The organism is Pseudoalteromonas spongiae UST010723-006, from assembly GCF_000238255.3.
Lineage (GTDB): Bacteria > Pseudomonadota > Gammaproteobacteria > Enterobacterales > Alteromonadaceae > Pseudoalteromonas > Pseudoalteromonas spongiae.
The window spans coordinates 1,340,780-1,366,446 of record NZ_CP011040.1 but is presented as its reverse complement, the minus strand read 5'-3'; the positions used below and the strand labels follow the sequence as shown (position 1 = coordinate 1,366,446).

General features: G+C 37.8%; 20 protein-coding genes. 9 read left to right on the top strand and 11 right to left on the bottom strand.

Going from position 1 to position 25,667, the window contains the following annotated elements; translation table 11 throughout:
- Positions 1 to 420 precede the first annotated feature (420 nt).
- A complete protein-coding gene (locus PSPO_RS20325; protein WP_040641849.1) occupies positions 421 to 1,266 on the top strand; it encodes a transposase in 846 nt (281 codons plus the stop codon).
- A gap of 741 nt (positions 1,267 to 2,007) precedes the next feature.
- The gene (gene asnB / locus PSPO_RS20320) at positions 2,008 to 3,861 is read left to right on the top strand and encodes an asparagine synthase (glutamine-hydrolyzing) (RefSeq protein ID WP_010558687.1); all 1,854 of its coding nucleotides are present in this window, start codon (positions 2,008 to 2,010) and stop codon (positions 3,859 to 3,861) included.
- Between the two features lie 682 nt (positions 3,862 to 4,543).
- On the opposite strand, the gene PSPO_RS20315 is transcribed toward asnB, so the two are convergent.
- The gene (locus PSPO_RS20315; RefSeq protein ID WP_010558689.1) at positions 4,544 to 5,440 is read right to left on the bottom strand and encodes a LysR substrate-binding domain-containing protein; all 897 of its coding nucleotides are present in this window, start codon (positions 5,438 to 5,440) and stop codon (positions 4,544 to 4,546) included.
- A 121-nt stretch (positions 5,441 to 5,561) separates the two neighbouring features.
- Between PSPO_RS20315 and PSPO_RS20310 the strand changes: the two genes are divergently transcribed.
- Positions 5,562 to 6,443 carry a nuclear transport factor 2 family protein gene (locus tag PSPO_RS20310; protein ID WP_010558690.1) on the top strand — a complete coding sequence of 294 codons (882 nt, stop codon included), beginning with the start codon at positions 5,562 to 5,564 and terminating at the stop codon, positions 6,441 to 6,443.
- 316 nt (positions 6,444 to 6,759) lie between these two features.
- Here PSPO_RS20310 and PSPO_RS20305 read toward each other — a convergent pair whose 3' ends face one another.
- The 6 genes from PSPO_RS20305 to PSPO_RS20280 form a co-directional block, all read right to left on the bottom strand.
- Positions 6,760 to 9,309 carry a leucine-rich repeat domain-containing protein gene (locus tag PSPO_RS20305; protein ID WP_010558691.1) on the bottom strand — a complete coding sequence of 850 codons (2,550 nt, stop codon included), beginning with the start codon at positions 9,307 to 9,309 and terminating at the stop codon, positions 6,760 to 6,762.
- Between the two features lie 814 nt (positions 9,310 to 10,123).
- The gene (locus PSPO_RS20300) at positions 10,124 to 10,900 is read right to left on the bottom strand and encodes a nuclease-related domain-containing protein (RefSeq protein ID WP_010558692.1); all 777 of its coding nucleotides are present in this window, start codon (positions 10,898 to 10,900) and stop codon (positions 10,124 to 10,126) included.
- A 25-nt stretch (positions 10,901 to 10,925) separates the two neighbouring features.
- A complete protein-coding gene (locus tag PSPO_RS20295) occupies positions 10,926 to 11,333 on the bottom strand; it encodes a metal-dependent hydrolase (protein WP_233430570.1) in 408 nt (135 codons plus the stop codon).
- A gap of 99 nt (positions 11,334 to 11,432) precedes the next feature.
- Positions 11,433 to 12,353: a DUF2199 domain-containing protein gene (locus tag PSPO_RS20290; RefSeq protein WP_010558694.1), complete on the bottom strand. Its 921-nt coding sequence runs from the start codon at positions 12,351 to 12,353 to the stop codon at positions 11,433 to 11,435.
- Entirely contained in the window at positions 12,346 to 12,849 is a 504-nt protein-coding gene (locus PSPO_RS20285; RefSeq protein ID WP_040641880.1) for an SF0329 family protein, read from the bottom strand. The genes PSPO_RS20290 and PSPO_RS20285 overlap by 8 nt, the downstream gene beginning before the upstream one ends.
- A gap of 487 nt (positions 12,850 to 13,336) precedes the next feature.
- The gene (locus PSPO_RS20280; protein WP_010558696.1) at positions 13,337 to 14,344 is read right to left on the bottom strand and encodes a hypothetical protein; all 1,008 of its coding nucleotides are present in this window, start codon (positions 14,342 to 14,344) and stop codon (positions 13,337 to 13,339) included.
- A gap of 397 nt (positions 14,345 to 14,741) precedes the next feature.
- Between PSPO_RS20280 and PSPO_RS20275 the strand changes: the two genes are divergently transcribed.
- The 3 genes from PSPO_RS20275 to PSPO_RS20265 all read left to right on the top strand — a co-directional run bounded on the left by PSPO_RS20275 (position 14,742) and on the right by PSPO_RS20265 (position 17,770).
- Positions 14,742 to 15,437 (top strand): response regulator transcription factor, encoded by a 696-nt coding sequence (locus PSPO_RS20275; RefSeq protein WP_010558697.1) that lies wholly within the window; start codon positions 14,742 to 14,744, stop codon positions 15,435 to 15,437.
- Between the two features lie 65 nt (positions 15,438 to 15,502).
- Positions 15,503 to 16,825: a sensor histidine kinase gene (locus tag PSPO_RS20270; RefSeq protein WP_233430568.1), complete on the top strand. Its 1,323-nt coding sequence runs from the start codon at positions 15,503 to 15,505 to the stop codon at positions 16,823 to 16,825.
- A 66-nt stretch (positions 16,826 to 16,891) separates the two neighbouring features.
- Positions 16,892 to 17,770, top strand: a complete 879-nt coding sequence (locus tag PSPO_RS20265; RefSeq protein ID WP_010558699.1) for an aspartyl protease family protein — start codon at positions 16,892 to 16,894, stop codon at positions 17,768 to 17,770.
- 159 nt (positions 17,771 to 17,929) lie between these two features.
- Here the strand turns inward: PSPO_RS20265 and PSPO_RS20260 are convergent, their stop codons facing one another.
- From PSPO_RS20260 to PSPO_RS20250, 3 genes are all read right to left on the bottom strand, one after another.
- Positions 17,930 to 19,333, bottom strand: coding sequence for a hypothetical protein (locus tag PSPO_RS20260; protein ID WP_010558700.1), 1,404 nt, complete (start codon positions 19,331 to 19,333; stop codon positions 17,930 to 17,932).
- A gap of 110 nt (positions 19,334 to 19,443) precedes the next feature.
- A complete protein-coding gene (locus tag PSPO_RS20255; RefSeq protein ID WP_010558701.1) occupies positions 19,444 to 19,941 on the bottom strand; it encodes a type III secretion system chaperone in 498 nt (165 codons plus the stop codon).
- A gap of 289 nt (positions 19,942 to 20,230) precedes the next feature.
- Entirely contained in the window at positions 20,231 to 21,076 is an 846-nt protein-coding gene (locus PSPO_RS20250) for an alpha/beta hydrolase (protein ID WP_010558702.1), read from the bottom strand.
- 309 nt (positions 21,077 to 21,385) lie between these two features.
- On the opposite strand from PSPO_RS20250, the gene PSPO_RS20245 reads away from it, so the two are divergent.
- Both PSPO_RS20245 and PSPO_RS20240 read left to right on the top strand, forming a co-directional pair.
- Positions 21,386 to 22,279, top strand: a complete 894-nt coding sequence (locus PSPO_RS20245) for a TolB family protein (RefSeq protein ID WP_010558703.1) — start codon at positions 21,386 to 21,388, stop codon at positions 22,277 to 22,279.
- A 231-nt stretch (positions 22,280 to 22,510) separates the two neighbouring features.
- Entirely contained in the window at positions 22,511 to 23,932 is a 1,422-nt protein-coding gene (locus PSPO_RS20240; RefSeq protein WP_010558704.1) for a S41 family peptidase, read from the top strand.
- A gap of 165 nt (positions 23,933 to 24,097) precedes the next feature.
- Here the strand turns inward: PSPO_RS20240 and PSPO_RS20235 are convergent, their stop codons facing one another.
- Positions 24,098 to 24,472, bottom strand: a complete 375-nt coding sequence (locus tag PSPO_RS20235) for a nuclear transport factor 2 family protein (RefSeq protein WP_010558705.1) — start codon at positions 24,470 to 24,472, stop codon at positions 24,098 to 24,100.
- 104 nt (positions 24,473 to 24,576) lie between these two features.
- On the opposite strand from PSPO_RS20235, the gene PSPO_RS20230 reads away from it, so the two are divergent.
- Positions 24,577 to 25,449 (top strand): LysR family transcriptional regulator, encoded by an 873-nt coding sequence (locus PSPO_RS20230; RefSeq protein ID WP_010558706.1) that lies wholly within the window; start codon positions 24,577 to 24,579, stop codon positions 25,447 to 25,449.
- Positions 25,450 to 25,667 lie beyond the last annotated feature (218 nt).

Here is a 25,667-nt window from a genome sequence, read left to right as displayed (position 1 = left end):
TATGTTTAGGGTAATATCTAGCACAAGTAGTTCACTATAATCAATAGCTTAAGTGGAATCAATGGGGTCAGAGTCGTTGATTTCCTTTCAAACTGCTTACATATAAAGCTAGCTGTCGTGCTAGTTTTTTGTTTATTAACCTTTTCTTTTTCTGATTGATTCGTTAATTTAGTTATATGAATTTAAAGGACTAATTGATTGTTTAATGGACGAAATAATAGAACCATCCAAATACAAATTTGATAGTGTTTTTCTTGTTGTAACAAAGTCAATGGGGTCAGGTCTTGCATTGTGCAGCGTTGATAGAAAAGTCAATGGGGTCAGGTCTTGCATTGTGCAGCGTTGATAAAATGGTTTGGTTAGATTTTTAAAAGGTTAGCTATACTTTAGCTAACCTTTTTTGTTTGTTGGGGCTTAAGGATGAGTCGACCACTTAGATTGGAGTTTGCAGGTGCGCTTTACCATGTTACGTCTCGTGGCAATGAGCGAAAGCCTATCTTCCGCAATGAATCAGATTTTTCCACTTTCATTGAAGTACTTAGTGTTGTTTGTGAACGTTACAATTGGGTAATTCATGCTTATTGCTTGATGACGAATCACTACCACTTATTGATTGAAACACTCGATGCTAATTTGTCTAAAGGTATGAGACAGCTAAATGGTGTTTATACACAACGTTTTAATCGAAACTATCAACGAGTAGGGCACTTATTTCAGGGGCGCTATAAAAGCATCCTGGTGGATAAAGATAGTTATTTACTCGAATTGTGTCGATATATTGTTTTAAATCCTGTTAGGGCGAAAGGTATGGTTGACCATCCTAGTGAATGGCTGTGGAGTAGTTATCATGAAACAACAGGTATGCGAGAAGCTCCAGAATGGTTGGCTGTCGATGCATTACTGCGTATGTTTGAAACAACTAAGCTTGAAGCTATTGAGCGCTATAAACACTTTGTAGCACAAGGGAAGGAGGTTAATATTTGGCAAAACCTGAAAAGCCAAATTTATCTGGGCGATGAGGAGTTTGTTGAAAAACATAAAAGTGCTATTCAAAGCGATGTAGACGTTGTTTTAAATGAAGTACCAAAGAAACAAGTTAGGCCAAAGGCTAAACCGCTAAGTTATTATGAGTCGACAAGCCTTAACATCAAATTAGCGATGGCACAGGCTTACTTGTCAGGTGGTTATTCCATGATAGAAATAGCTAATTATTTTGGTGTGCATTACTCCACAGTTAGCCGAGCTGTTGCACAAAGCAAGACCTGACCCCATGATCCTACTAATTGCTGGGTCAACCGGGCAATTAGAAAATTAAAGTGGGTGTCCTCAGTACTCTTCCTCAGACAAGACGAAGCGAACCATACATTGCATTGTGCACCGATGATAATGAGAATTACAAAGACACCAACGAGAATTACAATAATCAATGGGGGGTAGAGTCGCTGATTTCCTCTCAAACTTTTTTCATGCAAAGCTAGCTGTCGTACTAGCTTTTTGTTTATAAATCTTTTCTTTTTCTATTTGATTCGTTAATTTAGTTATATGAATTTAAGGGACTAATTTATTTTCGATCAGTCAAAATAGCAAAGAGCAGTATTATTTTTTAATACTAACAAGTTGAAGAGTGGATGCGTATGGCACCGATTATTAAAAATGCCAAAACCCCAATGCTCGAATGGATTACAATCATTATGTTATTGTTTCTAATTCCCTCAATCTATTTTATTGAAACTGTAGTGATTCCTCAGGGGCGAAGCGTTTAAGCAATCATGCGAGAAGAATCACCAATGTCGTTTTGGCTGCACATAATTGCCGCGAATACTATTTGGCTCTTTTTATGTTATCGCGACTTGAAGACCCGTAAAACCACATGAAAACGGAATCAATGGGTCAGGAATCAGATTAATGCCCCTAGTAAGCTTACCGATTTAATCGAAGTTTTTTCTATATTATTTTCTATTTCTTATATCAAGATATAGTCACTTTTTATATATGGGTATTTAAATAATGTGTGGAATTATAGGTCAGTTTTCTTGCACTACTATCAAGCCTTCTGTCACTCAAGAAGCATTGTCGAGCATTCAGCATCGCGGACCAGATGGTAATGGCAGTATGTTATTTGAAACCGACATGGGTAATGTCATGTTTGGACATACACGTTTGAGTATTTTGGACCCATCTGAGTCTGGGGCTCAGCCCATGCAATCTAAATGCGGGCGATATGTTATTACATTTAATGGAGAGATTTATAATCATTTAGATTTAAAAAAAATATACCTCTCAGGGCAAAGTTTTAATGGCAGATCGGATACAGAAACAATAGTGGAATTAGTTTCTGTGCTAGGAGTTGATAAAACTTTACCTTTATTGAATGGCATGTTCGGCTTTGCAATTTACGATAAACAAGAAAGTAAAATTCACCTCTGTAGAGATAGGTTTGGTGTTAAACCTATTTATTATAAAGTTGATAAGCAATCATTTCATTTTGGCTCCGAAATAAAACCCATCATTAAGGTGTCGAGAACTAAAATTCATGTATCTTCCGTCTCATTAAATCTATTGTTACAGTTTAGATATGTACCGTCACCATACACTTTATTTGAAGGCATCAAGAGACTAGAGCCTGGTCATGTAATCACTTTTTCCCTTAAAAATAGTAACTACACTTTAGCGTCTTTTGTTAAATACCCAATTTCTCGGTTTTCAGGCAGCTATGAAGAGGCTTGTCACCAATACAAAGAGTTTTTTCAGCAAGCTGTTGAGAGGCAATTGCAGTCTGATGCACCAGTGGGTGTTCTCTTATCTGGGGGAATAGATTCGGCATTGATTGCTAAATTTGCTTCTGAAAAAAAGCCTGGCCTTTCAGCTTACACGGTTGGCTTTGAAGGGGATTGTGAGCAAAACGAAATTAAGCAGGCTAAACATACTGCAGATGCATTAGGACTAAAGCATCACAGCGTCATTGTTTCTAATAATGAGTTATGGAATTCATTTCAAAGCGCGGTTTCATTCAATGAAGAACCTCTTGGTACGACTTCAATATTACCAATGTGGCATTTAACTCATAATGTTGCACGTGATTTAAAGGTTGTGTTAACGGGCCAAGGTTGTGATGAGCCGCTAGGCGGATATCAAAGGTATCGCGCTGAAAAAATAACTTCGCAACCTGTATTAAACCTATTAGGTAAATTAGGCTCTCCACTATTAAAATTAGCTGGTGCGAGGAATGACAAGCTGCGGAGATTACATAAAGTCTTATCTGCAAATTCTCCAGCAGAGCGATTCCTCAACTCTTATTCAATGTTTGATGATATCGTCATAGAGCAATTAATAGGTAAAGTTAACAAAGTTGAATCTATTGAATTGATTGAATATTGGTTGAAGTTTGCCAAGCGAGAGAAATCAGCTGAAGATATGATGTTCATAGATACGAGAATGAACCTATCCGATGATCTGTTGCTATATGGAGATAAGTTATCAATGTCTGCTTCTTTAGAGGCTAGAGTACCAGCGCTTGATAATGAATTAATTAACTATATTGAGTCTTTACCTCTTAATTATAGGCTCACGCAAAGACAAAATAAGCGAATTCATCGAGACGTTGCTAGACAGTATTTGCCAAGTGAAATAATTAATAGACCTAAATTGGGCTTTGAAGTGCCATTTGGAGAGTTACTAAAATCGGATTGGAAGGTGAATGCTGAAGATGTGTTATTTGGTTCTGAAAAGTTATACAACTACATCAACAAGGACGCTGTTAACCAAATTTGGTATCAGCATAAGAGTGGTAAAATTGATCTTTCAAGGCAGTTATTTACCTTTATGTCATTATCATTTTGGGTAGAAGAACACTTGTCATGATAAATAAAATGAACCAAGCAAGCTTTTGAATAGAATAACAAAGACATCCATTCTAATTTGATTTAGTTTGGGTGTTTTTCTATGTTTAGGGTAAGTAACACTTCTTAAGGATGAGAAGTCATGGCGGTTCCAAGAAAACTGCAAATAAGTCTGGTTGATACTCCTTTCTATCATTGTATTTCGCGTTGCGTAAGGCGTGCCTTTTTATGTGGCGAAGATAAAGTCACAGGGCAGTAGTTTGAGCACCGTAGGGGTTCTAATTTTGTTCAGTATTATTGGCTAGAAGGGCCGGGTTCATTAGGAGCTTATAGGTTTAACGTTTATATTAACAATAAAAACGTCCAAACAATTACCTTTGAGGTGGTGCCAAATGAATTGTAATTCTGAATTTATTCGTGATGGAATTAAGATGCTATTTTGTTCCGCAGTATTCTTTATTGTTTCTTATTATTTTTATGATAGTGGTGAAATTGTTAGTAGAGGAGAGAATACCAGCTCTGTTGATAAACCATTTGAATTCTGGTCGATAGTTTTATTGTTTTTTACAGGCTCAATTATATCTTTAATTTATTCATTAAGTTTGTTTGTCAAATGCTTTGAAGAAGATAACTCCGGAGATTAAAAGGAATCAGTGGTGTTGGATAGGTAAAGCAATTAACAAAGACACCCACTCTAATTTGATTTAAGCAAAAAACTCTTTAAGTGCTTTTAGAACAGCTTTTACTTTGTACGATTGTTTTCTATCAATGGTTAACGCATATAAATCTAGGGGATCTAATTGCCAGTCTGGTAACACTTTTACTAGCATACCTGCCTTGATTAAATGTTGGACTTCTAAATCAGGCAAAATAGCCATACCGTACCCAGCTTGCACATGGCTGGTGAGCGCATTGATATCATTAAAGCGCATTCTATATTTAGGTTGATAATGAAATGTTTCGTTATTTGAATGAGTAAGACTGATATCCGAAAATTTTCCTTGGCTTAGGTGTTTTAACCAATAGTGTTTTTTCAGATCGCTTGGCAGAACAGGGTTACTATGCTTTTTGAGATACTCAGGGCTTGCAAAGATGCTTTTAGCTAATTTTCCTAGAGAATGATAAATAAAATTAGACTCTTCAGGCTCGCCTACTCTCACGGCAATATCAATGTGCTCTGCAACCAGATCAATACTTTTATCATTTGCTATAACAGTAATCGATAAGCCAATATTGTTATCTAGGATCTCCTTTAAGCCTTGTGCCAAAGGGTGAGATGCTATGCCTACTGTTGCAGAAATACGAATTTCACCTTCCAAAGAGTGCTTTACTTCGTAAATGGCATCTTCTGCATCTTCTGCAGCCATTAACATTCTCTTTCCGTGTTGATAGTAGCGTTTACCGGCTTCAGACAAACTAAGCCTTCGTGTTGAGCGATAGATTAGCGCAACTTCAAGCTCATTTTCTAACTGGGTGATGTATTGGCTTACTGCTGAAGGCGTCATACTAAGTGCTTCGGATGCTGCTCGCATACTGCCACATTCAATAACCTTACAAAAAATAGCCATTTGCTTTAGGCGATTAATCGATGAAATGCTCATTAAACTGACCAACTGTTAAGTAAAGCTTAATAAAGTAATCAATTAATAGCATCTAATCAAATGATTGGTTAGTTATTATTATAAATTCACGAAATCACAAGCCATCACGTTAAGGCAAATCATGAAAATCAAACATTCAACTAGTAAGTTCTTGGCTGCAATTATCACCTCTATGTCAATATTGAGTAGTGTGAGTGCCAATTCAACGCCGTTAGAACCGTTAAACCAAGGTAGTTCAATGAAAGCAATAGCAATTAAAGCACAAGACGCATTTTTTAAAGATTACAATGCAGCAGACGTTAAAAAGTACTTCCGAGAAGATTATATTCAACATAATCCGCATGTTCCCACGGGGTTAGCACCGGTGTTAGGCTTTTTACCTAAATTAAAAGAGGCGGGCACGACTTATACAAACCATCGCCTGTTACAAGATGGTGAATTTATCATTATGCACAACACCTACAATAACGCAGAAGCGTTTGGTGCTAAAGAAGTGGTCACTTTTGATATCTGGCGCATGCAAAATGGACAAGTTGCCGAGCATTGGGATGCGATTGCGCCAATTGTTAAAGAAACCGTTAGTGGTAGGTCACAGTTTGATGGGCCAACAAAGGTTGAAGATATTGATAAAACTGAGGCCAATAAAAAGCTTATTGCTAACTTTATGCAAGATGTTTTCTTCGGTAAAGCGCCGCAAAAAATTACCGAATACATCAGCGCAAAGCAGTATGATCAACACAATCCGATGGTTAAAGACGGTTTAGATGGTTTGAATGAAGCGCTTGCCTACCTCGCATCTCAAAACAATATGTTTGAGTACCATAAAGTTCACCGAATTTTTGGCGAAGGTAATTTTGTATTGACCCAAAGTGAAGGGCGCTGGAATGGAAAGCCTCAGGCATTCTATGACTTATTCCGCGTGAAAGACGGTCAAATCGTTGAGCATTGGGATGTTATTCAAGAGATACCTGCTCAAATGGCTCATTCAAATACGATGTTTTAAATCAGCTAGTCAATGGGGGCTGAGTCGTTGATTTGTATTTCAACCTTCTAACATTGTAGTGGCATAGTTAATTTGGCCACCCATTAAGAAAGAAATGTTATGCAATTGAACATACAAATTTGGGTAAAAAAATGACGAAGTTAAAATTTAAAGTGGGTGTCCTCGATAATACTCGAGAATAACTATATATCACTCGATAACTCACGTGATTAATAGAATATTAATAGATACAGCAATAACAGCCTCCGGTCAGCACCTGTTAGCATAGTTAACAGGTGCTGACTAGAAGATGTTCCTTTCGTTTTGCTAGTAGTAATTACTGACAATGTTCTGGAATAGTTAGATGATAAAGTGAATCAAGTTCTTTAACTTCTTTTAATGTAGAGCAATCTAAAGCGTTATTGCCGCTGAGATACAATGCTCCTAGTCTATTTAATGGAATAAGAGGAGATGCATCAAGTATGTTGTTTTGTGATAGGAAAAGCATTTTCATAGCCGTTAATCCTGATAGGGGACTAATGTCAGAGACTCCGGTATTTGCGAGCCTTAATGCGAAAATATTGGTTAGGTCTGCTAGAGGAGATAAGTCTGTTATGCCCTGATTGTCATTTAGATTCAGGTGTTCTAATGATGTTAGGCTTGATAAGGGACTTATGTTTGTTACTTTATTTTTAGTTAAGTTGAGCTCAGTTATGTTAACAAATTGCTCTAAGCCTTTCAGTGAGCTTATATCGTTATCGTAACAAGTCAAATAAGTAATGTCGTTAATATCAACGATTGTCTTTCCTACAGTTATACAATGTAATAAGTTTACATCCTCAATTAAATTCAAATCGGCGGGGCTAGATAAACAGTTGTTATAACTTAAAATATTAGTTTCTTTAAGTTCAAGCTTTAAGCGCGCAATATCCTCACATAAAATGTTATAAGAATCATGAAGTTCTAAAGTTTTTAATGCTGTTAATTTAAATAAGCTATCAATGTTTGTGACTTCAGTGAGCCCACGTAGTGATAAAGTTTTTAGGTTTGTGAGGTTATCTAAAGCGTCAATATTTTTAATTGGATTTTCAGATAAAGACAAAACTTCGAGTTCAGTCAATTCTGAAATAGGGCTAATGTCTTCAACATCGTTGGCTGATAAATCTAACCTTTTTAGCGTTACTAAATTTTTAATTCCGCTAATGTCAGCAATAGCGTTGCCTGTCAGGTTTATCTCTTCTAAATAAGGGCTAACAACCGTGTTTAGCTCGTCAATTGATGTTAAACCACTTGCACTAGCATCAAGCTTTTCAATGGATTGAAGTTGACTAAAATTAAATAAAGTATCGAGCTGTGCTGAGGATACATTAAGCTCTTTTAAATTTGTTAGGTATGATAACGTGTCTATATTTTCTAACCTATTACTATTTAAGTCTAATCTTTCCAAAGATGATAAATTCTTCAAAGGTGATATATCAATTATTCCTCTACCATACGAATAATACAAGTTGCTTAGTTCTAGCTCTTTTAAACTCGTTACTTCGGCTAAAGGTGATAAATCGTCTAAGTTTTGGTTATTGCTAGCCCTTAAAACTTGGAGTTTTGATAAGTGAATTAAATGGCTAATATCAGATAGGCGGGCGTTACCACTTATATCTAACTCTTTTATTTCAGTTAACTTGGACAAGAACGATATGTTGCTTAAATTAGAAGAAGCTACACTAAGGTAGGTCAATTGGGTTAAAGCTTCTAAACTATTTAACGACTCAATTCTTAGATTATTGATTTCAAGCGTTTCTAGCTGTTTTAGAGGTTCTAGCGTTTTGATATCAAGTACGCCTGAATTGGCTCTGTTTAGTGTTAAGTGCTTTAAATTTACAAGTTTGGAAATCGGATTAAAATCAGACAATGCGGTTTCAGACACATCTAGCTTAAGTAATTGAGTTTGGTTTATAAGTGCGCTTAAGTCAGAGAGCCTTAAATTATGTGAAACATTCAGGCTTGTTAGTTTAGTCCAGTCCACTAAGAAACTAAGAGAAGTTAAGTTTAGATCGGTAAGTGAAAGGCTTTCAATGTTGGCTAATCTATGAAACTCATCCGAGTTAGTTATTTCGAAATTATTTAAACTTAACGAAGTGAGTGAAGTCAGCTGCGCAATATCGTCTGCATCTATTTTGCTATAGGTATATGGAGCACTATTTAGAGACAGTGATTGTAACGAGCTAATTTTTTTTATGTCTTTACTAATATTATCAATTGTCGCATGTGTGAGCTGCAAATCCTTTATGTTATTTAATTCAGTTAACCAGCTGATATTACTTAGCTTGTTGCTTTGTATGTTTATTTTCTCCAATCGCGTAAATAGTTCAATGCCCTTTAAACTTTCGATTGATTCGCTTATACACTCTAAAGATTCTATGCCTAAGTCCGCGTTCTCGTATTGAGAGATACACATGTTTAAGCCTGCGTTATCAATAAGATGGTCTTCAATGTTTTGATACGCTTTTAGTGTAATTTCAACTATCTGTTTAGCCGTTGCTGAATCATTGTCGGTAACAGTTAATTCAAATGTAACTATTTCATCTTGTTGTAAGTCGGGTGCAACAAAACGTAATTCTGATTCATTTGCAGCAAATTGAACAATGTCTGTGCCTGAAGTTTGCTGCCACAAATACTGCGTGATACTACCGTCATTATCACTTGCATCAGGTGTAACTGTAACCGTTTGTCGTTCGTATACTTCGACAGGAGAAAACGCTGAGATAGTTGGAGCATCGTTTACGACAGCAGGAGTTGAATCTTTTTTACTATCGGAGCCACCGCCACAACCTATGAGAAATGAAGAGAGAGCAAATGCAACTAGCTTGCGAGAGAGTGTTTTGTTCACAAAAAATCCTTTTAAATTTAATATGGTATATTTGATTTGATAAAAACGTGAATAATACGTCAAAGGAGGTGGCGTACACAATATGTATGGGGCTACAGGTGAGTTTATAATCGAGATTAAAAGTTTAAAAGCAACCAGTGTGGTAATTGTTGGGTGCAGTTAGCCGAGCTGTTGCACAATGCAAGATCTGACCCCTTCGCTTTTTAGAAATAGCTAATTATTTTGGTGTGCATTACTCCACAGTTAGCCGAGCTGTTGCACAAAGCAAGACCTGACCCCATGATCCCTGACCCCATGATCCCCCATGACCCCATGATCCCCCTTAGAAAAGAAACGACGACCGAATGTAGCGAATGCTAGCAAATTACTTGCTTATTTAATCGCGAAATTGAGTCAACATCTTAGATAACAATGCCCACCAAAAAAGGTAAAGGTCTATGGGAAGATATTATCTCTCGCAAATATTTCTAAATAAAATCCATATTTATTAGTATCAAATCGCTTCAATCTTTGATGACGAAATTGCTTTGCCATTTATCGGAGTGTTTCTAGTTGCTCGGTCAACTGAGCAATAATTAAAGTGGGTTTCTTTATTATTCAGCCCAGCATGTTTTAATAATTCCTTTTTTAATAACTACTCAAATAGCTTTAGGGACTGCCCATAAATGCCAGATCAGTATTTGACCACTGTAGTTTTAGAAAAGGCATCAAATTCACTCTTAGCGATTATATTTCTTGTATTTTGACAGCATCGAATAATTAGAGATTACTATACAATTAATAGCTTGATTATTTTCCTTAAATCTATACTTTACTAACTGATTTTCAAAATATTGCGGCACTTAGGGAAGCTACTACATCCCCAAAATTCATTACCTGCATTTTTACCTTTAGTGGCTTTTCGTAACACCATTTCAGCACCGCATTTTTTACATGGTTTAGTATCAGGTTTTTGTTCAACAATCGCTTTTACATGCTTAACATGTTGTCGATTTGTCTTGAATCCACGCTTCAAACGGCCACTTTCAATCTGATCAACAATATTGGCTACTTCATCGTTGGTAAAAACAATTTCTTTCTTACTTTTAATATATTCAATACCACCACGAGCAAAGGCTACGTTATCAGGCATTTTTGTTTTAAAGGTACTATCACCAATGAAGATAATGACGGAAAAAACGCATTCTTTCTTTGTGGTGAGACAAGCTTCTAACGTTTTGACATGTTTATAATTTTGATGCAACGGGTTTTGAAACTTCGATGTATGCTTGTAGATCTTTTGTGTCCACTGCTTTTGATTATCGCCACCAAAAATCCAACCTTTCATGTTCTTAGTTTCAACGACAAAGATACCAAATTTGGAAACGATAATATGGTCTATCTGTGTGGTGCCATTTTCGGTCGGTAGGGTGACATCTTTAATTAAGTGATATTCGTTTTTGTCGAGAAAAAATTTGATTAGCTGGTTAACTTGCCATTCACCAAATACGCCTTTGAAACAGGCTGATTTTATGATTGCAACAAATATAAATAGAGGGATCAGGTACCAAAAGCTACCGATCACCATATTTAGGTAAGTTGATAAATCCATCTTTTACTAATTCCCTTATTGAAAACTAATGGTTAATCGTCTTCTTTAACTTCCAATTAATTCCATAATAAATAACAGCGCCGACTAAGCCACTATATAAACATACTTTGTGTAATACAGGCACTGAGATTATTCCTAAAAACTGGTTGTCCAGAGTGAAGGGAAAAAAAGGTTCAACGTCTGCATGCATAATGCTGTCTAGTAGTACGTGGCTGAAACTACCGATAAATGCACTAAGTAATACAACCCCCCAGCTGATTGATATTGATGTGTCATTCTCCGTAATCCTCAGTATTTTTAGGCCAAGCTCTGATAAATACTTTCCTGTCAATGCTGCAAAAAGAGCAATTAATATTGCGCCAACATAGGTATGGGTAAAACCATGCAAATGTCCTTCACCCGTTATCAACACGATTAACGGTTGTATATCCATTACAATTTGGGTCCAGCCAAACACCATTAAACTGAAGCTGCCTCGTAATAGCGACTTTATTAATACCCCCGGTCCCATATGTATTGGCGTGAATGGCATCTAATTTAAATCCTCTATATTTCGACCAATTTGAGTTTTCAACCTTGTGTCTTGTGCCGCAATTTGATCGACCACATCGAAGAAAAAAGCTCTATATTGATCTGCTAAAACTTCGTCACGACCTATCACTTTTCCATAGTCACCAAAGTCCTCCCAAGGGGAGTTCTCAATTTCTTGAATCCAATAAGTAAGACCTTCATCACCATTCTCTCCATATAAAACAGCAACGCGAGGATAATCATTTTTATCAATTGATATGGCAACGGTGAACTTGTTTGGGTGTCCTGTTGGTATGCGAATCCAATAATCTGCTTCCACATCGCCAAGTTGGTTCTCAACTCGACCGCAGAACAGCTTAATTTCACTCTCACAACAGCTGCATGATGAGGACTCAAGCTCATCTTCTTCAATGACTGAAAACCTATTTTTGTTCGTATAGCTCGTGTATTCAAATGCTCTATGAGCAGGAATTCCATTTGATTGCTCGTCAAATAGAGTGCAGCCATGTGATGTTATATAAAACATGGGGCGAGATTTACTGTCTTGAAGTTGAATCTCTAATTCAATAAGGCCGTTAGATGTGGTGTATGGAAACGCGTTTGCGAGGATTGCGTCAATGCGAGGCTCTTCTACTCGAACATCTACATCCCATAATTCTTCTATTCTTTCGAAGTCTTTTTCAGAAACTTCAGCCCAAGCGCCTAAACAATAGTCTTCTTGATTTTTAACAGGCAGAGGAATTAATCCTCTCACGAAAAATCGATTTCCATCCAATACGTATAGATCCGTGCTTCCTTCGGCTCTGACTTCCTTTTCTTCTTCAGGTAATGCAAAAATTTCGTCAGGTAAACCAAAAGTCAGTTCCATTTGGTTTGCTAGCAGCATCTTGTCGCAACAGGAGCATTTAATTAATTCATTCATGTTTTTCTTTTAATTTTGTTTCGACGTTTTCGGCAATACACCGCTCTAGTAGCAGTTTTTTAGCGAGAGGGGGCAGGTTTTCTGCTTCAATTTCTTTAAGCCTTCTCTTATCAATAACTGCTAATGTTTGAATTAGAGAGTCTTCTGAGTTTAAGGCCTGTTCACTCCTTAAGTCATGAACAAACTCCCAACATGCTTCATATGCATCTTGACGACTAAGCTCTCCGTAATTACTTAGTTCGTCACTATTCGCAGAAGCTATTCTATTGATTAGTTCAGGATCTTTGGAAACCCACTTTTTGTTGGACTCATCAAACATTCTAGGAATGTTCCAAAATACTCGGGTGCAAAAATTGGCAACAACTTTTTTATCAAGAGTGATCCAAGCATGCCCGCATAAACAGGCACCATATGCCGCACAGTTAATAGAAAACCTAGGGCGGATAGATGAAGCAATCCTTTGTTCTGAAAGATGTTTTAATTTAGTCCATTTCATAGTGGTTATTAACGCAGAAGTATAAATATTTATCAATTATTTATTGCTTTGTGATTATTGTTTGATAATTATGCGGCCGCTTAATTAATCATCAACTAACAGTAAAGAAGTAAAAATCATGACAAGTACATCATTATCCTTTGCAGGTCTTGTCCATCCAATAATTCTTTAGCTTTCTGATAAAGCTACGCCCCAGTCACTTGACTTGCCGATACGTTTTTCGTTTTAAATCCTATTTGAAGGAGTTGGTATTATGGGCAAATTCATCCAAAAATTACTGAAAACGTTAGCCTTATTGCGTCTACTGATACGTGGGTTGAAGGGCTAGCAGTACAACAACTGATTAAAACATCAGAATTAACAGGTATACAGCGAGTAAATCGATGGGGTCATAGTCGTTGATTTTCGGTTTAGATTCAGTTTATTTCGTTGCGTAAAGCGCTTTTTTAAAAGCTAGATAACACTATCTAGCTTTTATATTGACAGTTTATAACCTACCGTTTTCCGGATTCATCACTCGTTGCGCTAGTTCTTTTGAATTCGCAGCTTTGAATTTTGGTGCTAAGTAGGTTTTTGCCATTTCAACACGGGTTTTAAATTCATTACTGTTTAAAACGTCTTGATTAACCACTTTTAATCTTGCTTTATTTTGCCATTTAGAGATGGTTTTTTTGTCTTCTTCAGCATCTAAAGGTAAAATTTGTACATGTGCTTGGTTCCAGCCCATATCAACATCAAACTCTACAAAATACTCTTTGCCAGCTTCTACATTTGCTTCAAGTACTGAATAACGTTCTGAAAGGGCAATATATTTATGCTTACCCGGTTTGACTTTAACTTGAAAATATTGTCCCACTCGCGTACTTGCAACAAAACCATCTTCATCCCATATATCAAATGGAACACTGCCTATCAGTTTTTCCATGCGGAAAAAATTAATTACAGCATGTTCGTCGTCTGGCTTCATAGGGTTTTTGCCATCTTGCATGATATCAAAACCAAGTAGTGAAGGGTTTGCGAGCAAATTGTCATATGCATCATTTTTTCTTGGACTTTCAAGTTCGGCTTTATACTTAGTGCGCATTACCATTGATGCACCTAAATCGTAGTCAATCTCAGTTGTTTTTCCTGTCGAGTAGTCAATTGACATGAATACGGTTTCACCGGGTCGGTTATCAATCTTCGCATAACCAAATCCGGCTAGTCCTTGTACTAGGTGAAGTGAATTGATTCCCGAATCCAACTTCAAGAGTGTATGCGAGCCATTTGAAAGATCAGCCACAACTTTATCATTTACTGCAATCCATGCGCCACGAGCGCCTCCTTGAAAATTGCTCCCTCTAATCATGTAAACGTAAGTTTGATCTTCTTTTGGTTGTTCAGTTTTAAATTGCTGAACTAAATTTTGATCTACCTTGTAAGTTGTTTTACATCCGGTAAGCGTAAGCATTAAACCTAAAGCCACGGCCGAAGCGGGAATTTTAAAAGATTTCACTAATCTCTCCATATCGTTTGTTTTTATATCCAATTAATTTGCTTAATAGCGCGCAAATTATCTAATAAAAACAAACTACTTGGAGCTATTTTTATTACTTTATTGTAAATGAACGAAAATCAATGGGGTCAAATGAGGGGGCAAGTTAAAAACACGGAGTCCGGTCTAGAATTGTGCATTGAAGAAAAAGTCACCTAATTTTACTAACCTTTCAGGCATACTAATGGGCGATCCGTTCGCCCCATCTTATTTTATTTTGTAAGCAAAAAATCACTTTGGATTTGAGTGAAGAACGCTTTATTAAATGCAGGTTTGATGCGCGTTGATTTTGCATTAGTTACGTGGCTGTTGTAGTTTGTTGCTTTTGACGTGATATGTGATCTGCATAAGGAATGCAATGAGTAGTACCATTAATATTTTATACGTTGAAGATGATGTCGCCAGTGCACAAATTTTAACCCTTTATCTTGAAAAGCAAGGTTACCGAGTTAGTCACTTTGATAATGCAGTCGATGCTCAGCGGGCGCTCGATAATTTGGCGTTTCAGTTAGCTATTTTCGACGTTATGATGCCAGGAGGAGATGGCTTCTCTTTATTAAAAAATGCGACCAAAAAAGACATTCCCAGCATTATGGTGACGGCAAAGGTAACTGAAAGCGACCGCATTCATGGCTTTGACTTAGGCGCTGATGATTATGTATGTAAACCCTACAGCCCAAGAGAAGTGGTATCGCGTGTTCAAGCGTTACTTAAACGTAGTTACAAGCATACAGGAGCGCACCAAGTATGGTTGTTCGGCCAGTTAGAAATTGATGTCGATGCCAAATTGGTAAAACTGGCTGGCGATCATTTAAAACTTACCGCTGTTGAGTTTGCCATTTTGGTTAGTTTAGTCACTCATGCAAAGCGTATTATCTCGCGCGAACAACTGATTGATCTCGTGTGGCAAGGGCGTAGCGATATCACCGATAGAGCAGTCGATACCCATTTAGCCAACTTACGTAAAAAGTTGGGTGATAGTAAAAAAGATCCAACCTATATTGCCACACACTATGGTCAAGGTTATCAGTTTGTCGCGGCTAAAACACAATGAAATTACGTACCAAATTTACGCTCTTAGTTGCTAGTTGCACTTTTGTATTATTGGGAATTTATTACTTGTTAAGTGTATACACAGCAAGTAATGCATTTGTCGAGTTTAACCAAAAAAGTGTTGTGCAAATGACCACTGAGTTACTGGATGATGATAACGTGGAAGCGCAGATTACTTCGTTACCACGCAACTTTTCTGTTCAGCAACAATATACAGCACTATCTCATGTCTTTACTGAGCAGTTATTTATTTTGGTGCAAAATGAGCGCGTTATTTTGCCATCAGTAAGTGCGACCGATTTGCGGATTACCTATATTGCTGTGGAGCACGGCCATCAGTTTAAAATAGCGCCGCTCAATCAGTCTCCATTATTAATTCAATTCAGCCAAGAACAGTTGCTACTGAATGACCAAACGGGTGAATATGCATTATTTTGGTTACCCAAAAATACGCTGGAGCGAAAGCATCAAGAGTCTTTGTTGATGTCGCGCTTGGCCGATGAATTTATGCTGAGTTTGCTAGGCTTATCTCTGCTTGCTGCACTTTTGTCTTGGTTGGGCGCCTGGTACTTTTTAAAGCCGCTAAAACACCTTAAACACAGTTTTAAAGATATTGAAAATGGCAATTTAGACACCCGTATTGAAGTAACTAAGCACGATGAGGTGGGGGAGATTCTAGCCAGTTTCAACCGCCTTGCAGCGTGGTTGCAAGGGTTGCATCAGCAATATCGACAGATGAATTCAGATCTTTCTCATGAACTACGTACACCGCTCAACGCCATTCGTTCACGGGTTGAAGCAATGGAAGACGGAATATTACCGATGGAGCCTGAGCAGCTAAGCGTACTTGGTAAAGAGGTTGAATCACTGAGTCAGTTAATTGATGACTTAAGCCTGTTATCGCTGACCGAATCAAATCAGCTAACCTTACAATTTGAAGAAGTTGATATTACACAGCTTATTACTGATTTAATGGCTAAGTATCAGCATCAGGCAAGTTCGCTTGGCATTGTGTTTACATCGGATTTAGCACCAAACACTAGGTTAGTCACCGATGCTAAAAGACTTAGGCAAATATTGGTGAACTTACTTGATAATGCGTTTAAATACGGCTCAGCTGGACAGTTTATTGCAGTAAGTCTAAACGCTTGTGACACGTATGTTGATATTGCCGTAGAAGACCATGGTGAGGGGATGTCGCAAACTCAATTAGACAATATCTTTGAGCGCTTTTACCGAGTACAAACGTCGCGTAACGATACCAATAGCTTAGGCCTCGGGTTGCCTATTTGTAAGCAACTTGCGGAGCTCTTAAGTGCAACATTGACGGTAGTAAGTGAACCAAATAAAGGCGCAAAGTTTTCATTAAGGCTTTTTAAAAAATCTTGATAATTGCTTAACAATTGCTTTTTAAAGTACACCTAACAAAACAAAAAACAACAAAGCAGGTGATTTATGAAAGCAATTTTAAGTACAGTAGTTGTGGGTATTATGAGTTTCTCAACTAATGCAAATCAAGAGAACACGAAACCAGTTACAATGCCAATGCAGTTCACACAATATGGCCATGTTATGGTGGATGTTCAGTTAAATAACGCCGACACAGTACCTATGGTTTTAGATACCGCAGCTACTTCAGGAGTTATTTCAAATAGTTTATTAAATGAGTTGGCATTGCCAGAAAGCGCACTCGAAAAAGAAGAAGTGACCAGTGCAACAAGTAAAATGATACTCACGCAAGCAAACGTCAATACAACCCGTGTTGGTCATACTTCGGTGATGGATTTACCTTACATAACACAAGATTTAACCGTGCTTAAAACCGCACAAGGTAAAGTGCCGGGTATTTTAGGGTATGGATTTTTAGAAAAACACTGCACCGTTTTAGATTTTGTTAAAAGTGAAGTGACTTTTCATGCACAAACCTGTTCAGAGCAAGTTACGCATGATTTAAAATCGCAAGCGTTTTGGCTTGATGAAGAATTTATTAAGTTTAATGTTGAGTTTAATGGCCACAATGTTGATGCGGTGTTAGATACAGGCGCACCTATAAATATCATTAACTCTCTCTTATTGGCAAAGCTTGACGTTGAGAAAAAAGACAAAGAAGACCTCAAGGGCCTTCATGGCAAAGCAATACAAAAACAAAAGTTAGGTGAGGTAAGTTTTAATATTGGCGAACATACCGTAACTAGCGCTAATACAACGGTCTCTGATATGCCAGTATTTAAAAAACTCGGCTATGAAAATAAGCCAGTAATACTAATGGGCCTTGCAGATTTCAAAGGCGGAAAATTGGTTATCGACTATCAAGCCAAGCATATTTATTTTTAAATCAATACACTAAAAAATCACCAACGATTTACCCATCAGGAATTACAAAAACACCCATTCTAATTTGGTTTAGTTTGGGTGTTTTTCTATGTTTAGGATTTTACGTCGGCTAATTAATGGGTGACTCTTTTTCTTTTACAAGAGCAGAACCCCTTTCACCTATTTTTTGGGCTCTACGGCGGCGACAGCCACCGCTGGCTCGTTACCATTATTTGCTGCTACAGCAACTTCATCAATAATTGGTGCTGCAGCGTCATCAGCTATGTCGCCCAAAGGCGCAGCTTGTTCTGCGGCAACCATTGCTACTTCAGGGGCTGCCTCAGGTTTATCTTTTAAAGCGTCATTCATAAATTGTTCAAATTGAGAGACAGCTTTTGGATAATCTTTCAGCGGGCTTTCGATGTGTTGGAAATAGCCAAGTGTTTGTGCTGCAATTAAACACTCAGACAAGCTATGATGGCCCAAAGCAATAAGCTCCATGCTTTTAACGCCGAGCAATAGCTCACGTTTGGCTAGCTCATCGTCACTAATGCCGTCACTATCTGCAACTTTGGGTTCTTTACCATCAGCTGCAAATTCTATGTCTAATATTTCTGACAGAAGCGAACCTGAGACACCACCAATAAATGGCGCACCGTTTTCTCGAAAAGCTTTTACTGTATTGCTCGCATCGACATCTTGGGCTGTCAGTTTGCCTTTGGCATGAAAAGTTGACTTCGCAAACACGTTTTCTTGTGACTCACGGCGATGCTCTTGGGCAGAAATTCCTGAGTTTTTGTCTTTTGCACTTGGGGCGCGATCACGCCTTGCTATGTTGTCTCCTCTTCCTCTATCTGTGAAGACATCATTTTCACGGGCTGAATCATAGCGTTCCTTACTATGCGCATCGGTTGAAATCAGGTAAAAATTGGTAAAAGCGTCAAGGCGGGTTTTCATGTCGTCATATGAATCACCAAATATCCCTGCAATATTTATCTTGTTAGTGTCAATTTTATCGAGAAGTCTTGCCTTTCTGTGCGCTAATGCTTTTTCGATAGGTGTTTCGGTGTATAGCTCATCTATTGCTTCCAATACTTCTTGTTGTTCAGGTGTTAACTCTGAGGTACTTAAGGTCCCTGCTGCCTTATGCTCTCTGTAACTATTAAGTTTGTTTTCCATATCGATAATACGGTCTAACTGGCCGCTTATGTGTTCTTTGACGGCTTCAAAGGCTGTACTTCCCATACCTACCAATCCTTGGCGAGCAATAGTACTTTCTTTTGCTGCAGCGACTTTGTCGTTACCTCGAATATCAATAGAAGATGACTCAAAGACTGCTCTTACTTCACCTACGGTGAGAGGGGATGCGCTATTTTTTAAGGTTGTTTGCTGTTCTTGGCTCAAACCTTTCATCATGCCTGATTGATCTAATGATTTTACAAACTCGGCACGTAACGGCGTTGTTCCCGACCCTAATGCTGAAATATCTCCGAACTTCCCGCCATGATTGTCTATCAGGTTAGCAGTGTCTTTTAGGCCTTTATTTTGTGCGATATTTCTAAATGCTGTTAGTTCAAACGTCATAGTATCTTCCTTGTGTAGGGCTGTTAGTTATCTCGTTATGTGCTTCACTTAGTTAGCTAATGGCATGCAGTTATAAAAGCGTATAACGTACTTGTTGCGAAACCGATAAATTAAGGTGTGATAAATTGATTCTGTGTATAGGTTTTGCTCAAATCTGTATGATTAGTGTGCGCATTTGACTCGGCTAACTCTTTCAAAAGCTGGCGTGCCTTGTGAGTGTCTAAACATAATTGCTCGACCCACTGTGAAAACACATATTGGTCTGTGTGATGAGCTGCTTTTTTGATTGTGAGTGTGGCTTCGTCAGTGGAATAGAATCCCCAAAAAGCATTACTACCCGAGCGATTTGCATAGTTCTCTAACAGCAGCCTTAAGTAGGTGTCTTCTTTATTACTTGAGTTAATTACACCTACGTAGCTAACGAGAAGAATAGTTTGAGATTGCTCATCAAACCCAATGTTAATTTCAAACTCTTCATTACTGAGAGAGAAGCTGTTTCCAGCCTCCCAATTCAAATGCGCTATGCCTTTAAGTTTCTGGTATTCCTCAATAAGCGCTATAAAATTAAAGCAACTATCCATAATTCCCTCTGCTTGTTTAATAACCATTCACAGCGAAGCTTAGGTTATAGAACACACTAAAAATTTAAAAATTAGCTGAGATTTTTTATAGAGTAGACAATTCAATCAGGACAGTGTCATAAAGTAATGGGTGAGCAATAATGTGTATTGATATTGTGATTGGTATTACTTAATAAGGTGAATCTACAGTTTTAACTACTGGTTTGATAAGGCGATAAAGGAACTTACTTAGACCTAATTGCGTTATGATCAATTTAAATCAATGGGGGATAGTTTAGATCTCTCCCCATTGAGCAGGCCTTGTTTAAGGTGGTGACTAAAGCTTTTGTTTGAAAGCTGAATACTCATTTACGGCTGTGGGTATAGACATGTAGGGGTTGGTACCATGATCAGCACCTTCTGTGAATTGATGGGCCCAAACCAAGTTGTTAGGTGCATTTTCGTCGAGCGCTGCTAACAGTCCTTTAAACGAGCCTGTAATAATAGACGGTTCTTTTGCTCCTAAGCTTAAATAAAAAAACTTAGGAGCACCTTCAAGTTTAACTAGGTTCTTCTTAAATTCTTTTACAACCACTGAGTCGTCGTACCACGCTGCTGGGCTAAACGCAAAATATGCATTAAATAGCGAGGGTTGAGTGATCATGGTGTACAAGACAAAACTGCCACCTGCAGAATAACCGCTGAGTGAACGGTCGTCTGATATTTTGTAACGACTTTCTATGTAGGGCAGCAACTCGGTTTCAATAAAGGCTAAAAACGTATCTGCACGGCCAAACAGCTCTCTTGCCGTTTGATTAGTTGGGCGCGCGTTAATATTGACGTCTTTTCTCGCAAATGGCGGAACCAAGTCGCGATTTCGTGTATCTGTCCAAAATTGATTTGGTATTGCCAGAACGATAGCGTCATCATGCTTGGCAACTGTTTCAGCCCATCTGTCTAAATTAAAATTGCCATCGGTTTTAATAACAAGGGGATAACTTTTTTGCGCATTATATTTATCGGGTAAGCGGATAAAAATTTTTCTACTCTCGCCCAAAACGTGAGAGTTAATCACTACATCTAGATAGGGAGATGTGTAGTGTTCAAGATAACGAATATAAGTATAAATAGATGCCAGACTAGCAATTGCGACAAGGGCGAATGAGATTTTTAAAGACTTCATGTTTTAATACTCCTTTTTTTATCAATAACTGTTTGTGTTTTGATATGCAAGGTGCTGTTATTTATTTGTTACAAAAAGAAAAAATTGAACCATTCTCTGTGCGGCGTTATTAAGTTGCAAAGAACTAAGGTGGTTGCTTTATTGAGATATTTTTTGAACAAAGTTAATTTCAATCTTTATCTATTGATTTTTGAGTGGAATAGAGCTTTTAAGCATTATGTTACATTTATTTCTTATGGTTTATGTCTCATTAAGTTTATCGTATTGATATTTGGTGTAAAAAATTAGTATTAGCTTAAGGATTATTACATGAAACGGATAGCGATTTTAGGAAGTGTACTTTTAACATCGATTGCCTTGTTATCAGGGTGTCAACTAAACACTCCTTCACAAGAACCAACTTATTCCATCGCTTTCTCATACAAAGTCAATGACGAACGTCACATTCATTTTGCCGATGCAGATGGTAACTACGCTAAGCAAGTGACCAATTTTATCAAAGTAGAAGGCTACCCTTCGGTTTCTCCAGATGGAACAAAAATGGCTTTTTATGGCAAATACGATAATAACAAAACTTGGTCTATCCATATCGTTAATCTTGATGGCTCAGACATTCGCCGAATTACAAATACGCCAAGCGTTTGGGATAGCGCTCCATCTTGGTCTGCCGATAGTCAAAATATTACTTTTGCTCGAGAATACAAAAATGAGCAAGGTGAGTGGCAAAATGAAATTTGGATTGCTGCTGCGGATGGTTCGAAAACACAACAATTAAAATCGCTTCGAGGCTTAGGGCCTAAATTAATCTCTAACAATAGAATATTATTTTTCACTCAGGATAAAACTAGCGCTATTTACATCGCCAACGCAGACGGCTCTAACTTGGTCCAGTTAACTAATAATGACGCCGAAAATTGGTATCCAGATCTTTCACCTAATGAACAAAAAATTGTGTTTATGTCTAATAGAGATGGTAATAGAGAAATTTATTCTATGAACATAGATGGCACGAACCAAAAACGACTGACCTATAACAATGTTGACGATTGGAACCCATCTTGGTCTTCAGATGGTAAAGAAATTATATTTACGTCTGAGGTGCCAAATCAATTTTCCGACATATACAAAATGAACCGTGATGGAAGCGAATTACAAAAGCTGATTACCGGCGCTTCACAAGCATCATGGATTAAGGCACCGTAAAATAAATGGTAACGTATCCTTACTAACGGGGAATAACGAAGACACTCTCTCAATCAGTAGCAATCAGAGTCGTTATTTTTTAAACTTCTCTCACTAAAAGCTAGTCGTTGGGCTAGCTTTTTGTTTTTGCCTTATTTTTTCTATTTGAACAGGCGTTTTAAATTAGGTAGTCTGCCTACTCAATGGACTGTCAAAGTCACAAAAATTATAATAATAAGGACTTGAATATTAATGAAAAAAATTGCGTTTTTTACACTTCTTTTGCCATTTACCGCGACTGCAAACCCGTTTGACTGTAAAACCGAGTTTGAGTGGCTCAAAACCACGTTTGAAAATAATGATGCTGGATTTGAATATGCTGTTTCTACAAAAGGTGAAAGCAGCTATAAAAGCCACAATGCTGCATACCTTAGCGCCGTTAAAAACAGTGGTTCAGCAACTGAATGTCATCAATATCTAAAGGGCTGGTTGTCATTTTTTCGAGATGGCCATATTCACATTGGGATTAATACCGATGGTGAAGAAGTACAAAACAAAACGTCTAAAATTCATGAGTTTAATGAATTAGCTTTTAGCCAGTATCTTGATACCAAACAAACAGAAGACTGGGAGGGGATTTGGGCATTTTCAGGCTATAAACTAGCGTTGAAAAAAGAAGGTTCGGACTATAACGCTTACGTTATTGAGTCGAGCAATGAAAGCTGGAAAAAGGGGCAAATTAAATTCACAATTCATGATAGCGGCAACGGCACACATACAGTGAGCTACTACATGTCAGATCACTCCTTTCGTTCTATCGATTCGGTAAGTAACCTAGATAAAAACCATTTAGTGATAGGGAAAAATTGGTTAACGTTGTCACGCCAGAATGAAAAAACTGCGAGCGCACCATCAGTTACTCAATATGTGAAGCTTATTGCGGCGCGCAAACCACTATTTGAGGTGTTATCAAATAAAACTGCATTGCTTAGAATTCCGTCATTTGATCATAGTTTTAAAAAAGAGATTGATAAGGTTATCAAAGATAACTTAGATACCATTTTGCAGACAGAAAATTTGATTATCGATATACGTGGTAACGGCGGTGGTAGTGATGTTAGCTATGAAGAGATATTGCCAATTATTTATACCAACCCTATCCGCACTATCGGCCTAGAGTTTTTGTCTACAACACTTAATAACTCGCGAATGCTGCAGTTTATGCAAGATGATAACTTTAGCGACGAAGACAAAGAATGGGCAAAGGAGAGTTATAACAAGTTAGAAAACCGGTTAGGTGAATTTGTTAATTTGGAAGACGATACGATCACTGTTGAAACATTCGATCGTGTGCATCCACTGCCTAATAATGTTGGTGTATTAATTGATAATCGCAATGGAAGCACGGCAGAGCAATTTTTATTGGCAGCTAAGCAAAGCAAGAAAGTGAAATTGTTTGGTGTAACAACCCGTGGCGTTTTAGATATTTCCAATATGTACCAAGTTCAGTCGCCCAGTAAACACTTTACACTCTATTACAGCCTATCAAAGAGTTTTAGAATTCCAGAGATGGCGATAGACAGTAAAGGCATTCAACCCGACTTTTACATTGATGCGAGCGTGCCAGCTTTCCAATGGATTGATCATACACAGAAAATTTTAGAAGCGCGTTAATTCTTTTATGCTAAATTGAATTAGTTCAGACGAGATCTGATACTGTGGTTTGTAACGCCAGCCATTTTGAAAAAGGTTATCGCTTTACGCGTTAACCTTTTTCCTAAATGTTAATAACTTAGCGTTTTGAATTGTGCTTAATCTAAAACACAACATGTTTTGTAATTAACGTTCACCTTGCACTTCAAATTCGTCGTCAATTAAGCGCGCTTTGCCGTCTTCTTCAACGCGCCATAATTCGCGATGTACAACACCATACGCTTTATTCATTGTCCATTTTGAGCTGAGAATAAAACTCTTATCATCGAACTTTGACCATGCAACATCTGTGTATTCAACGTCTTTAAATCCTTGTTCAATGATCCCTTGCCAGAAAGATTCAATTTCTGTAGAGCCTTTAAACGTACCGAAAGGGCGAGCATGCATAATGGCATGTTTACTGTATTGTGCAGCACAGCCAGCTGCGTCTTGGTTGTTAAATGCGTTTTGCCATGCCGTAATACCATCTTTACAGGCGTTTAAAATCTGTTGTTCAGTCATCTTGTTGTCTCTTAGTTAGTAATGAGTAGCTAGATTAACGAGCTACTAAGCGCTAAAAAACAGATATAATAGAAATAACTGTTTTTCTATACAGAACAATAAATATGAATCGACTTAAGCAAATGATGATTTTTGCCCATATTGTTGAGGCAGGATCGATATCGGCAGCTGGTGAACAACTCAACTTATCGAAATCAGTGATAAGCCAAAACTTGAAACAACTGGAACAATCGCTGGGAGTTGTTTTACTCAAGCGCACAACACGTAGGTTGTCACTGACAGATGCGGGGGAGCGTTTTTACACCAAGTGTAAAACAATTAACTCGATTGCGGATAATGCATGGGAGCAAGCGCAAGCTTATTTAGCTCAGCCAAAAGGGCGTATTCGCATTACTGCGCCAAATGCCTTAATGGAAACGTTAGTAACGCCAGTGATTGCAAAGCTAATGAAAGACTATCCAGGGTTAAAACCAGAACTGATAAGCGCGGATGAACAGCTTGATTTTATGGCAAACGATATTGATTTGGCGATTAGAGTTGGCAGATCTGCAGACAGTAACTTGACGCAAAAACGCATTGGGTCGTTTAATGATGTATTGTGTGGTGCAGCGGGGGTTGCGCAGAAAAACATCGATACATTGCCCTACATTGCAAATGTTTGGCAGGGGAACAGCATAAAACACACGTTTACGAGGCCAGATGGCTCTGAACAACTTTTCTCTACTGAGGCGCAATGCACCACGAACTCATTTTACGCGTGTGTGGCATTAATTAAAGCCGGTGCGGGTATTGGGATTGTTCCAGATTTTTATTTGTCGCGATTTGAAAGTGAATTAGTACCGGTAGACTCAAACCTTAAATTGCCTAGCAACCCGGTTTTTGCAATTCATCCTTTTGGTAAAAACCAACCGCTTAACGTTGCAGTGTGTGTAGAAGGTATCCAGAAACACTTACAAAACTTAGTGGGCGATAGCTAATTTTTGTGGCAATTTTAGGATGCACAATCATGAGGTTTTTTACACTTTGAAAAAAGCATTAACTCACCTTTAAATTAAACAGAATTACCCCCTTTAATTTCATGATTGTAATGATAAAAGTGACTAGTTGTATTTCTCGAACTAGTCACTGCTTTTAAGTAATCACCGGTAATTTATCTATGTATTTGATTAAACTTAACGCCAATTTAACTACTGAG

What these genes read in the sequence shown, in the direction of transcription:
- PSPO_RS20325 (WP_040641849.1), top strand. Translation starts at nt 421, where the DNA reads ATGAGTCGACCACTTAGATTGGAGTTTGCAGGTGCGCTTTACCATGTT.
- asnB (WP_010558687.1), top strand. Translation starts at nt 2,008, where the DNA reads ATGTGTGGAATTATAGGTCAGTTTTCTTGCACTACTATCAAGCCTTCT.
- PSPO_RS20315 (WP_010558689.1), bottom strand. Translation starts at nt 5,440, where the DNA reads ATGAGCATTTCATCGATTAATCGCCTAAAGCAAATGGCTATTTTTTGT.
- PSPO_RS20310 (WP_010558690.1), top strand. Translation starts at nt 5,562, where the DNA reads ATGAAAATCAAACATTCAACTAGTAAGTTCTTGGCTGCAATTATCACC.
- PSPO_RS20300 (WP_010558692.1), bottom strand. Translation starts at nt 10,900, where the DNA reads ATGGATTTATCAACTTACCTAAATATGGTGATCGGTAGCTTTTGGTAC.
- PSPO_RS20295 (WP_233430570.1), bottom strand. Translation starts at nt 11,333, where the DNA reads ATGGATATACAACCGTTAATCGTGTTGATAACGGGTGAAGGACATTTG.
- PSPO_RS20290 (WP_010558694.1), bottom strand. Translation starts at nt 12,353, where the DNA reads ATGAATGAATTAATTAAATGCTCCTGTTGCGACAAGATGCTGCTAGCA.
- PSPO_RS20285 (WP_040641880.1), bottom strand. Translation starts at nt 12,849, where the DNA reads ATGAAATGGACTAAATTAAAACATCTTTCAGAACAAAGGATTGCTTCA.
- PSPO_RS20275 (WP_010558697.1), top strand. Translation starts at nt 14,742, where the DNA reads ATGAGTAGTACCATTAATATTTTATACGTTGAAGATGATGTCGCCAGT.
- PSPO_RS20265 (WP_010558699.1), top strand. Translation starts at nt 16,892, where the DNA reads ATGAAAGCAATTTTAAGTACAGTAGTTGTGGGTATTATGAGTTTCTCA.
- PSPO_RS20260 (WP_010558700.1), bottom strand. Translation starts at nt 19,333, where the DNA reads ATGACGTTTGAACTAACAGCATTTAGAAATATCGCACAAAATAAAGGC.
- PSPO_RS20255 (WP_010558701.1), bottom strand. Translation starts at nt 19,941, where the DNA reads ATGGTTATTAAACAAGCAGAGGGAATTATGGATAGTTGCTTTAATTTT.
- PSPO_RS20250 (WP_010558702.1), bottom strand. Translation starts at nt 21,076, where the DNA reads ATGAAGTCTTTAAAAATCTCATTCGCCCTTGTCGCAATTGCTAGTCTG.
- PSPO_RS20245 (WP_010558703.1), top strand. Translation starts at nt 21,386, where the DNA reads ATGAAACGGATAGCGATTTTAGGAAGTGTACTTTTAACATCGATTGCC.
- PSPO_RS20240 (WP_010558704.1), top strand. Translation starts at nt 22,511, where the DNA reads ATGAAAAAAATTGCGTTTTTTACACTTCTTTTGCCATTTACCGCGACT.
- PSPO_RS20235 (WP_010558705.1), bottom strand. Translation starts at nt 24,472, where the DNA reads ATGACTGAACAACAGATTTTAAACGCCTGTAAAGATGGTATTACGGCA.
- PSPO_RS20230 (WP_010558706.1), top strand. Translation starts at nt 24,577, where the DNA reads ATGAATCGACTTAAGCAAATGATGATTTTTGCCCATATTGTTGAGGCA.